Source organism: Pseudomonas sp. A (genome assembly GCF_056270345.1).
Window position 1 is genome coordinate 5,546,501 of the sequence record NZ_CM149873.1, and the last position, 13,238, is coordinate 5,559,738.

The following is a 13,238-nucleotide window of genomic DNA, read 5'->3' on the forward strand; positions in this document are numbered from 1 at the left end:
GGGGCCATAGATGGAGCTTGTGTGGGCTACTGAAGAGTTGGTGATCGCCGGACAACCCTATCAAGGGTTTCCTATCCTGCTTTGGAACTCAATGGAGAGCTGCGCCCCTGCTAATCAGTTCTTCCGTCATTACTTACTTCGTGGGGCGATTGGTTCCAGGCGTTCCTGGCCCAGTACCGGACGTGCACTGTACGACTTCTTCAGCTTTCTTGAAGCCCATAATCTTGGCTGGCTGGACGTAGAGCGTGGCGAGGCTAAAAGCCTAGTGGCAGCATATCGGGACTATTGCTTGACGACATGTAAGCTGACACCGAACACCACTCGCCAACGCCTGACTTACATCTGCAAGTTCTACGAATATGCACTGAAGGAGGGGTGGGTAACAGCTCTCCCCTTTGCTCTCGAGGAACGCGCCGTACGGAGCAAGAAGACCTTCCTTCATCATGTCGACGGCAGCGGCGGCATGGCTATGGCAAACGACGTGATGCCGCGCAGGCAGACTGCCTTGCCCAAATTTTTGAGCATGCCAGAGATCAAGTTGCTCCTGGCCGCAGCGGAAAACCCTCATCACCGAATGATGATGCGCCTCGCTTTGCATACGGGCCTGCGCCGGGAAGAGATCGCAGCGTTCCCACTTGCCTATGTTTTCGATCCAGACAAAGCGCAACGAAACGAGCGTAACCTGCGCATTTGTCTCGATCCCTTTGACGGAAGCGGCATGGTGACGAAGGGCAGCAAGCCGCGAAATATTTACCTTAGCCGCACCTTCATCATCGAACTCTATCACTACGCGACGAAGGTTCGTGGCGAGCGCGTTTCACTGAGCAAGACCCCGCAAAAAGCGCTATTTCTCAATCAATTCGGGGCCCCATATGCAGAGTACGGCAAGAGTCTTAATCGGATAATCAGCGAAACCGGTAAGCGGGCTGGGATTAGGGTCCATACGCATATCCTCCGGCACACCTACGCTACGCATACGCTGGTCAGCCTTCAGCGCAACCCCTCGAACGGACTGGATCCTCTTGTATTCCTCCAGCGACAACTTGGTCACAGCTCGATTCAGACGACTATGATGTATCTGCATCTGATCAACGAAATGGCCGACGAAGCCATACTGGCCTATGACGATGAGTTAAACATATTAGCAGGGGCCACCTGATGAGTAGGCGCAAGGTGTTTGTCAGGACCGACCTCAGCGTTCCCCAAGTAGAACACCGCCACGACGCGGTCGGCAATGTAGTCATCCTGCCCCAAGCTACCGCTGCAAGTAACGCTATCGTTGAGTTCGGCCTGAATACGTCCAGGAGCCGTTGCTTCAACTTTGCTCGCTGGTACGGCGTAGGCATTGATGCCATCACCTACGCCTGTCAGCGCCAAATCGAACGCTTCCTAGCCGGCCAAGATGGTGCCATCACAGTCACCACCGTGGCGGGCTACTGCGTAAATGGACTTCGCAACTTCCTCGACTACTGCTCGCTGCGGGCAACCGCATTTGGCCGTGACTTACTTTTGACCGATATAAACCGGGACCTAATCGACGGTTATCTCGGCCATCTGGCAGAGCTGGGCGTGGCAACAACGTCTCAAAAGGCTCTTTACACCCAAACTAAGCCGGTACTAACTGCGTTGGGGCGGCGTGGTCTGATTCCTCTAATCGCCTCAGGTGACATGGCCACGTTTCCGAGCACGCCCTTCCCGAATAGTAATCACAAGTACAAGAGCGCGACCGCATTATCCAACAGAGAACGCCAAGCCTTCGCTATGGCATTGCGGCAAGCCATCAAACCGATATGGACCGACGGCGTGTCTGTAACCGGCGAGGTGCTAGCCTTCGCGCTATTGGTTGTGGCGCTCCACACCGGGCGTAATAACACACCACTCTTGGAAATGCGCCGTGACTGCCTACGCCCGCACCCGAAAGATGACAAGGTGTTCCTGGTCCTGTGGAAGCGGCGAGGATATAACACCAGCAAGGTTGCCCTCCGCGCGGAATCGGACGTTGAACGCGTTCTTGAATCCACGCCGAGCGTAAGAACCAGCGTGGAACGTCTTATTCGTCGCGTGATGGTCCTGACCGAACCTTTAGATGCTGAAGCTCCGGACCATCTTAAGGGCCGGGTATGGCTGTATCGTACTCGCGCTTCAAAAAATGTCGGCAACGTCACCGCTTTGGATTCATCAGCGGTGGCAGTCGCGGCAACCCGACTTGTGGCTAAACATAGCCTGACCGACAGCGATGGACAGCCTCTACGCATTAATATCTCACGACTGCGCGAGACGTTCGCCAACGGTATCTTCGAGCTGACCGGAGGAGATATCGCAACCACAGCCGCAGCACTCGGAAACACCCCTCAGGTCACCGACCAACACTATTTAGCGCCCAGCGAAGAGGCTCGTCGTAACTGGCAGTTCATGGGTGAGGTGTTGGTGCAGGAGCTATTGAATCGAACCATCGGCGCAACCTATCGAGACACGCCCATGGGACGCTGTTCGGACCCGGAGAACGGGCAGTACGCTCCTAAGCGAGAGGGTGCAACTTGTATGAACTTCATCAATTGCCTGCGATGCAAGCACTACGCGGTGACCGCTGAAGATTTGTACAAACTGTTCAGTTTCTACTTTCGCGTGTTGGCCGAACGCTCGCGCATGAGTAAACGGTTTTGGGCAAGGGAATACGCACATATCCCCCGCTTAATCGATCACTACATAATTGACGAAGGGCTGCGACGCGGTATTTTCAAGGCGGCAGCGATAGAGGCCGCACGTGAGCGTGCCCGCACCCAGCCACATCCGTTCTGGTCGGTTGATCTGATTCAAAGCCTGGAGGTATTTGCATGAATGCCAATCTACCGGGAGTAATAGCTTGGGACGCACTTGCAGCCCAACCTAGCGATGTGCGTGGACTCCACGAACGCGACACCTTGATCATTAGCGCGACCCAAGTCGACAAGCAGTGGATTATCCTCAGCCGATATGGCGACGATATCTGGCAGCTCGAGGGTTTCACCAGCAACGTGCCAGCCAGCCAGAAACGATTGGATTTCGACCTCGTACCAATGGCATTCCGAGCGGCTATGAAAGCGATGCTGTATCGCTACCTAAGACGTGGGCGACGAGGGGGTACGCGGCCTAAAGGCAGCTCAGTGAACGCTCTTTTCCATGATACGGTGCCATTTTTACGTCATCTTGAGGCGCTTAAAGTCAATCATATTGGCGCGGTGACACCGATGATCTGCACAGCCTATGTAAATGCTTGTAAGGCGTACAGGCAAATCAGCCGATACCGTGGTAAGCCACTGTCGCAAAGGGGACTAGAGAGCCGCCTCAAGGCCGTCGAAGCGCTCTATGAACTCAGTCAGTACACCGACGACCGAATACCGACGCATCCATGGCCCGAGACTTCCGCAAAGGCGCTGGCGGGGCTCGCTGGCCTTGGTGCCCAAGAAAGCAAAACGCCCCTGATTCCCGATGATGTGTTCTGCATCTTATTCGAGCGGGCCTACCAGCAGGTTGAGCGAGGTCACCAATTACTTGACCTTCGCGATGCTCTTGATGACCTCTCGGCGCAGCGAAAGGGGCGATCATACACAACAGTCAATGTTGCAAAGAACCGGCATCTGGAGGCCCTGGCCTGGAAGGGTGGACTGAAAACACTCAACAAAGCACTCATTGATCTGCGTACATCATGTTATATCGTCATGGCCAGCACCTCAGGTTGCCGCAACCACGAGCTGGCGAACATACAGTCGGGGGCGCACTCCCGTACCCAGGACAATCAGGGCACTGTCTATCATTGGATGCGCTCACGTTCGGACAAGACCGATGCGGGCATCCATCAATGGATGATACCTGAGGCGACCGTACGCGCGCTGCGTGTGATGGAGCGATGGGCCCTGCCATATCAGGCCATGATCACCGCCGAACTCCTGAAGCGACGCCGATCCAATCCGCATGATCCGCAGATTGTCGAAGTAAACAAGCACCGTCATGCGCTCTTCCTCGGTGTAGCTCCTGGAGGCGATCAAGTACGCACAGTTTGCAACGCTACTTGGAACCTTTGCCTAAAGGCATTCGCGAAGGAGCGTGGGCTGAGCTGGAACCTCACCAGCCACCAGTTCCGCCGCAAGTTCGCCAATTATGCCGCGCATAGCCGCTTCGGTGACTTGCGCTATCTCAAGGAACATTACGCACATTGGACGATGGACATGACCTTAGGCTACAGCATGGACGACAGTTGGGGGCAGCATTTGGATCTTGAGCTGTATACCGATATTCAGACCGAGCTGGATGATATCAAGCTCGGCGTCGTCGGTGATTGGTTCGGTGAGGCACCTCTGGCCGGGGGCTACGGTAGTGCCCTCAAGCAGTGGAAGCGAGAGCCGCAGAACTTACTGATATTCAAGGATCATGCCTCAATGCTGAAGTCCATTGCCGAAAGCACTGCAATTCGTAGTAATGGACATGCTTGGTGCACGGCGGACAATGACGGTTGCATAGGCAATACCCTTGATCGCACTCGATGCGGCAACTGCAATAATGCTGTGATCGGGAGTAGACACACAGCGATCTACCAGCGGCTCTACGAGGAGTTGAAAGGTCTGCTTCAGTGCCCAGACATTGGCGACGGTGGCCGCCAACGGGTTGAACGCGACCTGACTCGGTGCCACAACGTACTAACTCAGTTAGGGATGCCTCTGGAGACCTCGCTCGCATGAAGCCCACGAAGAAGGCAACCCACTACAAACCGGCTGAGGATCGCGAAAAAGATCTGCGGCTCGCCCTTTATCGTATCCAGAGAGGGCGCTCCCATTCCGGGGAAACCAATATTACCATCGCCGCCGTCGCCCGCGAGGCTGGCGTATCAACAGCGCTCATCCACAACTACTATCCAAAAATTGCTGAGTCTATCCGCGAAGCTCAGGGGCGCAGCAGTCGCACTATGCGTGATGGGAAACATCACGATTTGATTGCTGAGCGCGAGAAATCCGCAGCCTACCGGCATGAAATAGAGGAATTCCGGGCCAAAATCGCCAGTCTCGCATCCCTGAATGAAATGCTATTAGAGGAAAACCGTCTGCTCAAAGCTAGGGTAAACGACCGCAAGGTGACGGATCTGATGCGCTTCGATGCCTAAAGTTGTAAAGCTATGTTCAGCGGCGCTTTAGCTGATCGACGAGTTGAGTAGGTAAGCCCTTAATGATCAAGGTACCGGCGGCTTCGTCGTACTCGATCTTGTCGCCCAATAAATGCGCCTCGAAGCTGATCGACATCCCTTCGGCGCGCCCGGTGAAGCGCCGGAACTGGTTTAGGGTGCGTTTGTCGGCCGGGATCTCTGGCGACAGACCATAGTCACTGTTGCGGATGTGGTCGTAAAACGCCTGGGGGCGGTCCTCGTCGATCAGGCTGGAAAGCTCTTCCAGGGTCACCGGCTCGCCTAACTTGGTCTGCGTAGTGGCGTAGTCGACCAGAGTCTGGGTTTTCTCGCGGGCGGATTCCTCCGGCAGGTCCTCTTTTTCGACGTAATCGCTGAAAGCCTTGAGCAAAGTGCGGGTTTCGCCCGGGCCGTCGACGCCTTCCTGACAGCCGATGAAGTCGCGGAAGTACTCTGAGACCTTCTTGCCGTTCTTGCCCTTGATGAATGAGATGTACTGCTTGGAGTTCTGGTTGTTCTTCCACTCCGACAGGTTAATCCGCGCCGCCAGGTGCAACTGGCCGAGGTCCAGATGGCGCGATGGAGTCACGTCCAGTTCGGCGTTCACCGCTACGCCTTCGCTATGGTGCAGCAGGGCTATGGCGAGATATTCGGTCATGCCTTGCTGGTAGTGTGCGAATAGCACATGGCCGCCGGTTGAGAGGTTGGATGCCTCCATGAGCGCCTGCAAATGCTTAATGGCCACGCGACTAAAGCTAGTGAAATCCTGGTTACCGTCGAAATACTCCTTCAACCAGCCGCTGAACGGATACGCGCCGGACTCGGCATGGAAGAACCCCCAGGCCTTGCCTTGTTTGGCGTTATAGCTGTCGTTGAGGTCAGCCAGCAGGTTTTCGATGGCGGCCGACTCGGCAAGCTCAGAATCGCGGGCGTGGAGAACTGCAGGCGTGCCGTCGGGCTTTTTGTCGATCAGATGAACAATGCAATGACGGATAGACATCAGAGCGCTTCCTTAAGGGGATTTATAAAAAAATCTGCACGGCGTAGGCCGACGAGGGCATTGCTTTTAGCGCGGTATCCATTGGCTAAGCAAGGCATGCATAAAGCTTGTCGCCTCCGTACCGGTCACAGTCACTGAGCCCAAGGCCATGAATCGCCCCTGCGGGCCCTTCATCCAGACACTTGTGCCCTGCTGTCTAAGCACCACCTCGTCGACATCTCTGATTGCAGCTTGCTGATTACTGGGCGTTAATGTACGCAATGACCAAACCTATCCTTGTGTAAGGGGCCCGGCTACCGCTTCATCTAGGCCATGACTGATGGCAACATGACACCATACACCATGACTTCAAGCAGAGGCGCCCCCTTGACAGGGCTACCAACCAGACGCGGGGCATGTCCGTCATGTCTTGTTCCGCACATCTGGCATGGCCGGCTCGACTCAGGTGATGAGGAGATTTTCGCATACTTGAAATTTTGTGTGGAGTTTCCGAAGGCACACCGCAAAGCGGCCAAGTTCCCCCGAGTAGTGCTATTGTGACATCAGAGCATTGGACGCGCACGCTGATTACACAGACGTGCGATCTCGAAAATCACATTGGCATTCACGGGGAGAGTGGCTTTGCTAGCTTATAGAGATGGGTTCGAAATACCTGAATCCGGTATAAATAATGCTCTATCAAAACTATCATGGAAACTACTAAAAAAAGAGCTTGATAAATTAGCGTGGAAGAAAAATCCGCTTGGGCTGCTTGAAATAGTAATGCGTGCGGAGAGCCTGATTAATAAACGCACGAACCCTGAGAGAGCAAAAAGATGTCAAGATCTGATTGCCGAACTGATTCTGTATATTTCGCCGAGTGTCGACAAAACATTATTGAGGATATTCAAACATAGGTTAGGCTTCTTTGAAATAGCCGACACCTGCTTCAGCGAAGTACTAAGTTTCGAAGGAGAACTCGATGCGTTAAAGGACCTGAGTCCAGCCAAAAGGATGTGGGCTACGATGACCTGGTTCGTTGAAGATCAGAATCATCTGTACGAGAAAATTGCTGAAGAGTTCACAACCGACAAACCTGTTCTTATAAATAGCCTAACGGTAACTGGAGAATCGGGGGTTACCGTAGACCCCTCGGCCTACCACACACAACAAGTAGACGCTTTAGGTTCTGCCATCCTGATGGAGGCCTATCGCAATAACTGGTTCTGCCCTAAGGGAATTGCAATCATACCGGATCGTTTAGCAGTAAGCGACACCGAGGTATTTAAAGCCGGCTCAGTACTGTACAACGCGAATGTTTGGGCACTTGTAGACACCCTCCAGGAACAAGTGCGTTACCTCGGTAGAGCCCACACTCGTAGAGAACCAAAAGAGTATGAAAGCCCCCCTGAAGGTTTTAAATTTGGATTAGAGTTCGGAGGGCCTACCAGCGCTCAAATTTTTGATTTCATCGCTAGCCAAAGAAACACATCGCGAGAATCATCGAACTTTTTCTCTTTCAAAAAAGATTTGAAACTGAATAAATTGCTGGATGCGGTATCTACGATAAGCGGATCCACGAGGGTCAAAGATCACTACCAAGCTGCATCGTCGCTGTCGACGTTACTTAATTACGATGTTCTAGAAGACGAGGCTCTCTATGTGGGCTTGACCATTGCTGACTGGATCGATGGCTTTTGTGCTGTGAGAGAGTACTGCGCATCTTTAATGTCGGCTGATTCTAGAAGCAAGCCTATGGTTTCTGAACTTTTGACTTTTACCCAAGAAGACATAGAAGCGCATGTACAATCCTGCGGGCTTTCAAAAGAAAAATCCTCGATTTTCATCAATAACATAACATTCCATCGCAAGGCGAGAGACTTGTTCGATGCACCTCTGATAAGAACCTCCGGCGGATTTGCAGTGATTTCGGACATCGTTAGAGGCAGTGTTATAAGTAGAGCCGTTGCATCAAACATTCTGGGCAGGAAAGGTGAGTTTAAGCCTAAAGGTGATGGGCTTGAAGCCGAGGTAAAAGAGATATTTATTTCTCAAGGGATTGAAGCCGCTACCTACGAGAGGAAGTACCCCGAACCGGAGGGAAAATACCAATATGATGTGCTAGTGCTATGGGAAGGAAAATTATTTGTCCTAGAATGCAAAAACCGATGGCTCTGCGAGGGCAGACCTGTCGCCATCTACAACTATCTGAAACAGTGTCGAGAAGATGTCGATCAGGTTACCCGACTTGTAAATGGAATAACTCTTCATCCAGAGATGATGCGAGAAGCTTTTGGACGAGAAATTTCATATAACGAGATTATCCCATGCGTTGTAGCAGGACTACCACATGCAATTTCCGAACAGATTTCAGGTGTATATTTCACGGATATATCTGTCATAACAAGATTTTTCTCTGACCGCTTCTTTGGCGTGGAATATGCCGACCGTCCTAAAGAGGAGAAACACATCTTGTATGATCAGTGGGAAACAGATACGCCATCGGTTTCCGATTTTATCAAAGCACTTTGCAACCCTGGACAAGTGGCCTTTACTCGCGCCACATTAGACTCCAGAACAGTAGAGCATTCGGTTGGAAGAGCCGTTTATGTGAAGTCAAGTTACTTGTATGCAAAGCCGCTTGATCTCGACGACTACCGAACACTTATGCAGAGCTTGTGATACTCTCTGGCGGATTTGTGATTAACTCCCATGAAACGCATCCGCTGCTCTTAAAAACCCTACTTCGGCAAATTCCGGGGTGACATTGATCACACCCCGGAGCCGGCGTGCCAGAGAATAAGTTACAGGCTAAAATCCATCAGCCTGCTGAAAACACAGGCTCTCAGTCAAATTTCGGTAATGAAAAAACAGTGGGTAGTTTAGAAATAGCATCTTTGAGAAGCGATTTATTATTTTTCAATATTTTGTGATCGACTATACTTTTATTCACTCTAACTGAATCAAAATTCGAATTAATAAACTTACACACCTCTCTATCTGTGAACCCCTGACCGTAGATCCAGATATTGAATTCATCTGACAAACCCAGCTTTAGCTGATTTTGTAGAGCTCTAATATGAATCAGCAATGATTCATTTATGGCTTTACCTTCAACTATGTCGCCGATGGCTCCGATGATTAACATTCCGTCGTAAGAGAGGGCGGAGCAAAAATCAACGATGTGCTCTTGGGTGATAGTATAATATACACTTTGCGCCTTAACGGAAAAGTTGTTTGCTTTGGCATATGTGAAAATTTCTGCATAACTTTTTTCATCACGCCATCGCTCAGCAATATCTGCCGCATCTTTTTGCGGGGTCATATTGGATATGATTTTTTTGCTAGCGAACATAGTTATTATTGGCCAGCACACTTCAAGCAAGTCTTTAGTTGAGGTGCAAAGCTCTAACTCGAACAGTTGGGACGTTATCCACCCTTCAATATAAACAAGCTGGTTAAGTCCAAGCAGACTCCTCCCGTAATAGGAAAATTTTTCTACAGGTATCAAGCTTAATTTCGAGTGAATGGCGGTAAACACCGTCACCAACTTAACTCTTTCCTCCTCGTCCGCAAGGTGGTAGGCAAGAGTTTCGTAAGCTAGGTCTAAAAAATATTCTGTAGAGATTAGAGAAATATCGTCCTTCAGGGTAGACATGAAATAGCTTTCAATGGAGTAAAGGATCTGCTCCTTTTTATCAAGATCTTGCATCAGCTCATTGATGCTTTTCTCGGGAATTTCGCTTTCTTTACACCAATTATGCCATAGTGCCCTTTCGCTAGTCGGATCCGAAATAAAATCGAGAATGTCATTCTCGCTTTTTGTAAGGGGGATTGGCTGAACAATCTCCATCAAACTGCTTAGACACTCCTCGGCATTGCTAAAATTTAACAGGTTTAGTGTCCTTGCCCATTTCTCACGACCTCTCCAATGATGGCGGTTGTCGTAAATCTTCGGGTCGGTGAAAATGATTCCGCCTTCGGTGTGATACCCAGCTCGCCCAGCTCTGCCAATTAAATTTTGAAACTCCCTGGTTGAGATTCTTTTTCCTCCCTGCATGAGGTTCGAGATTAACAAATATTTAATAGGTAAGTTAACACCCTGGGCAAGCGTCGAAGTACATATCACCAAGTGCCCAGCCCCCTTGTCCATAGCCCATTCGACCGATATTCTAAGACCGCTGGGAATGACGGAACTATGAGGAAGAACCCCTAGAGGAATAGCTTCAGAAAAAATGTGCTGATCGGAAAAATGTAGTTTTGATAAAAAAGCAATCTTCTGAAGCTCTTTGGTGTCAGATACTAAGCTTGGCGGGGGAAGTGATAAGCCTCTTTTGTAAACGTCTACAATGGTTGCACACTGACTAATAACTGTTCTCTTATCCCCACAAAATATCGCTGTTGGCCCTTGCTGGCACAGTCGAAGTCCCAGGTAGCAGGAAATTGACTGTACTTCGGTTTTGATCGGGAAGACCCGAGGTTTCATTTCTCTCCCACGCAGTTCAAGACTTGACTGCTGTATGATCTTGGGGACATACAAACCGCTGTCGTGTTTATTCTCTCGCCCCAGGTAGCTCAGCTGGCCCATGTCGTGGAACCAGCTAAGAAAAGCTACACTTTTGATAGATGGCAACCAATTACTACCCTGAATGCTAAGACTGGACTCTCCGTTCAGCCAGTCGCCTATCGTTTCGGCGTTAGACATAACGGCTGAAATTAATACCTTTTGTGCCTGGTCAGGTATTGTTTTTTTCAGTGATGCAACCAACAGTTCGTACGTTACTCCTCTTTTGCCACTATCAAACTGGTGACCCTCGTCAAATATCAACAAGTCGATTTGTTTAGCCAGCGAGGGTTCATGCCTAAGCAAATAAACCAATTTCTCCGGGGTTGAAATAATGACAGTATGCTTATACCTTTCCTTAAAGCTTTCACCTAACAAGAATCTCAGAAACTCTTGTTCGCTTTCATCCACGTCTGTAACGTCTCTCAGTTCATTGATATTTACGGACTCATGTTCGAATGATTGCGTGAAGGCCTGGGTTATTTCTCGGCAAAGTGCACGAAATGGGGCAACAATCACAGCTAGTTTCGAGCGGCCTGAGAGAAATCCGCTCCTAATAATAAGCTCGGTGGACTTAGTCTTACCCGCGCTAGTGGGCATTTGCATAACTGCTGACTTGCCCATGAGGACACCCAGACTCCCCACTAGGCGCTGGGCAGGCCAAAATTCTTTTATAAATCTATCGTTTGCAAGCGTCTGATGCCAACGATGCGCCTCCAAACCGGTATATTTGGGTAGGCAGACTAGCGAGGAGTTACTGATTTTTCTCTTGATTAGCGCATTGATAGTGTCTGCTAGCAGTACCTCACGGTCTGATCCGCTCGCATAGACGGTATTTCGGAATTCAAGCAACTCGTCCTCTACATCTGACAGGTCCGCTTCCATATTAAGGAAGGCACGATAAGCCAATGCCGTCTTCCGAATTTGGTCGTTATAACTCCCTGTCACTGATAAAGTAAAGTTTTCATTTAGCTTCGACTTTAGCAGCCACACCAACAGAGTTTCGAGCCTGCTTTCAGTCAGCTGTACGGGATTATTTGAAACAGCTCTCGCCAAAACCAATGAACTTCCCGGCATGTCGGCAAGATAATAAGATGCAGAACTTAGAATTTTCAAATATTCGTCAATTTCGGATGTCAAGCGAGACAAGCTAAGAGACTCAAAAAATTGACCAGCCAACACCAATTGTTGTTTCAGAACTTTCTTTTTTTCTTCGCGGTCATCTGAAGGTCGGGATTCAAGTGCCGCCAATTCGCCGAGCACGCCAATAGTGAACACCAGCAACCGCTTCGGGTCTTGCGACAACTGAATATGATATTCTTCTTCGATTCCAAATTCATACTGTTTCGCTTTAGTGCGGGTGATATCTAGAATTTCACGGCCTCTATCCTCAAGCTTCATCAGCGGCTCTCCGATAAAGCTCGTGAACCAGAGTCATCAGTTGGGATCCACTTACAATGAGTAATTCAAGGTTGTCAGCGTTTGGATGGCTAGTTGTGTTTGAGGTAGTCACTACGCTCTCGTGTAGTGACGACGAGGTATACACTGCTGCGGCCCCATATTTTCTCTTGCAAGGGTAGTCCGGCTCGCGCTGGAAACGCTCTATTAGGTCGACTCCATCGAAATCTTTTCGGTCAAACAATCTTTGGCGCATTGCATTCAATGACTCGGCGATCCGAATTTCATCTTTGATGGAGTCATCAATGGCATCTTGGAGAACATTCACCTTTGTGTTTTCGCTGGCTTTCGCTTTTACTTCAAATATCAATAATTCATCTTTGTCACTGATCAAATTTGGCATTTTTTTGAAAGCGATTACATCACACCCTTTGCTGGATTCATTACCAATTATTTTTCGATCATAGCGCGTGCGAGGTACTACGTAATTTCTGATGTATTGCAAGTAATCTGCAATCAAAATCTCTGCAAAATCTCCAACCCTGATGCTCGGGCCGGGCTTAATCGACTCGCTAGGAAACCTTTCCGTGAGCAAATATTCTGAGTTCGTCTTCGTCGGGTTCTTTAGATAGCGTAGTTCTTGATCGCTACAGTAGTGATTTCTGAAATGTCTCGCCCAATCTGACATTATAGAAGTGTCAAATGCGTTATGATTGAGTCGATACACTGGAATTAAGCGCCCACACGACGAGGTATACGTGCCATTGGGCTCAAGCCAAGCGAGATGGGCGGCCAACGATGTCATTTCAAATCCCTTGTGTGGGCCTGCATGAAAGCCTTCACCACGATGTGTAGAGTCATATTGCCATAACCCTATCCTCTGTACAGTGCCATCAAGCGCTTCCTAGACGGCGACGGGGCTCTCACCACCTGCGGTCTGTTTGCATCAGTCACTTGTAATGACTGTATCAAATCGATGGTTTACCACTATGACTCGACTCCTACCTATAGGGCCTTAAAATACACCCTCTGGGTGGGGCTCCGGGCGAAAGTACATTCACCGGGCCGAACTTGGCGCAAGATTTGCAAATTATATTCGGTGTCGAGGGAGTTACCGGGATTGCCGCGCTCCGATCAGTCTATAC

General features: G+C 50.0%; 8 protein-coding genes. 5 read left to right on the top strand and 3 right to left on the bottom strand.

What is annotated here, in order from left to right:
- Nucleotides 1-10 precede the first annotated feature (10 nt).
- Genes AC0MAZ_RS24715 through AC0MAZ_RS24730 form a run of 4 tightly spaced genes read left to right on the top strand, consistent with a single transcriptional unit; the run spans nt 11 to nt 5,134 of the window.
- Complete coding sequence (locus tag AC0MAZ_RS24715) at nt 11-1,159, top strand: tyrosine-type recombinase/integrase (RefSeq protein ID WP_023629117.1); 1,149 nt, start codon at nt 11-13, stop codon at nt 1,157-1,159.
- Complete coding sequence (locus tag AC0MAZ_RS24720; protein ID WP_475859528.1) at nt 1,159-2,838, top strand: hypothetical protein; 1,680 nt, start codon at nt 1,159-1,161, stop codon at nt 2,836-2,838. Before AC0MAZ_RS24715 ends, AC0MAZ_RS24720 begins: the two co-directional genes overlap by 1 nt.
- Complete coding sequence (locus AC0MAZ_RS24725) at nt 2,835-4,715, top strand: site-specific integrase (RefSeq protein WP_023629119.1); 1,881 nt, start codon at nt 2,835-2,837, stop codon at nt 4,713-4,715. The genes AC0MAZ_RS24720 and AC0MAZ_RS24725 overlap by 4 nt, the downstream gene beginning before the upstream one ends.
- Nucleotides 4,712-5,134 (top strand): hypothetical protein, encoded by a 423-nt coding sequence (locus AC0MAZ_RS24730; protein ID WP_023629120.1) that lies wholly within the window; start codon nt 4,712-4,714, stop codon nt 5,132-5,134. Before AC0MAZ_RS24725 ends, AC0MAZ_RS24730 begins: the two co-directional genes overlap by 4 nt.
- Before the next feature lie 16 nt (nt 5,135-5,150).
- On the opposite strand, the gene yejK is transcribed toward AC0MAZ_RS24730, so the two are convergent.
- The gene (gene yejK, locus AC0MAZ_RS24735; RefSeq protein WP_023629121.1) at nt 5,151-6,152 is read right to left on the bottom strand and encodes a nucleoid-associated protein YejK; all 1,002 of its coding nucleotides are present in this window, start codon (nt 6,150-6,152) and stop codon (nt 5,151-5,153) included.
- A gap of 621 nt (nt 6,153-6,773) precedes the next feature.
- On the opposite strand from yejK, the gene AC0MAZ_RS24740 reads away from it, so the two are divergent.
- Nucleotides 6,774-8,813: a hypothetical protein gene (locus AC0MAZ_RS24740; protein ID WP_475859530.1), complete on the top strand. Its 2,040-nt coding sequence runs from the start codon at nt 6,774-6,776 to the stop codon at nt 8,811-8,813.
- A gap of 163 nt (nt 8,814-8,976) precedes the next feature.
- Here AC0MAZ_RS24740 and AC0MAZ_RS24745 read toward each other — a convergent pair whose 3' ends face one another.
- Together AC0MAZ_RS24745 and AC0MAZ_RS24750 are read right to left on the bottom strand one after the other, a co-directional pair.
- The gene (locus tag AC0MAZ_RS24745; RefSeq protein ID WP_023629122.1) at nt 8,977-12,096 is read right to left on the bottom strand and encodes a DEAD/DEAH box helicase; all 3,120 of its coding nucleotides are present in this window, start codon (nt 12,094-12,096) and stop codon (nt 8,977-8,979) included.
- Nucleotides 12,086-12,898, bottom strand: coding sequence for a Hachiman antiphage defense system protein HamA (locus AC0MAZ_RS24750; RefSeq protein ID WP_081941288.1), 813 nt, complete (start codon nt 12,896-12,898; stop codon nt 12,086-12,088). Before AC0MAZ_RS24750 ends, AC0MAZ_RS24745 begins: the two co-directional genes overlap by 11 nt.
- Nucleotides 12,899-13,238 lie beyond the last annotated feature (340 nt).

Excerpts from the sequence above, each read along its gene's own strand:
- AC0MAZ_RS24715 (WP_023629117.1), top strand. The coding sequence starts at position 11 with ATGGAGCTTGTGTGGGCTACTGAAGAGTTGGTGATCGCCGGACAACCC.
- AC0MAZ_RS24720 (WP_475859528.1), top strand. The coding sequence starts at position 1,159 with ATGAGTAGGCGCAAGGTGTTTGTCAGGACCGACCTCAGCGTTCCCCAA.
- AC0MAZ_RS24725 (WP_023629119.1), top strand. The coding sequence starts at position 2,835 with ATGAATGCCAATCTACCGGGAGTAATAGCTTGGGACGCACTTGCAGCC.
- AC0MAZ_RS24730 (WP_023629120.1), top strand. The coding sequence starts at position 4,712 with ATGAAGCCCACGAAGAAGGCAACCCACTACAAACCGGCTGAGGATCGC.
- yejK (WP_023629121.1), bottom strand. The coding sequence starts at position 6,152 with ATGTCTATCCGTCATTGCATTGTTCATCTGATCGACAAAAAGCCCGAC.
- AC0MAZ_RS24745 (WP_023629122.1), bottom strand. The coding sequence starts at position 12,096 with ATGAAGCTTGAGGATAGAGGCCGTGAAATTCTAGATATCACCCGCACT.
- AC0MAZ_RS24750 (WP_081941288.1), bottom strand. The coding sequence starts at position 12,898 with ATGACATCGTTGGCCGCCCATCTCGCTTGGCTTGAGCCCAATGGCACG.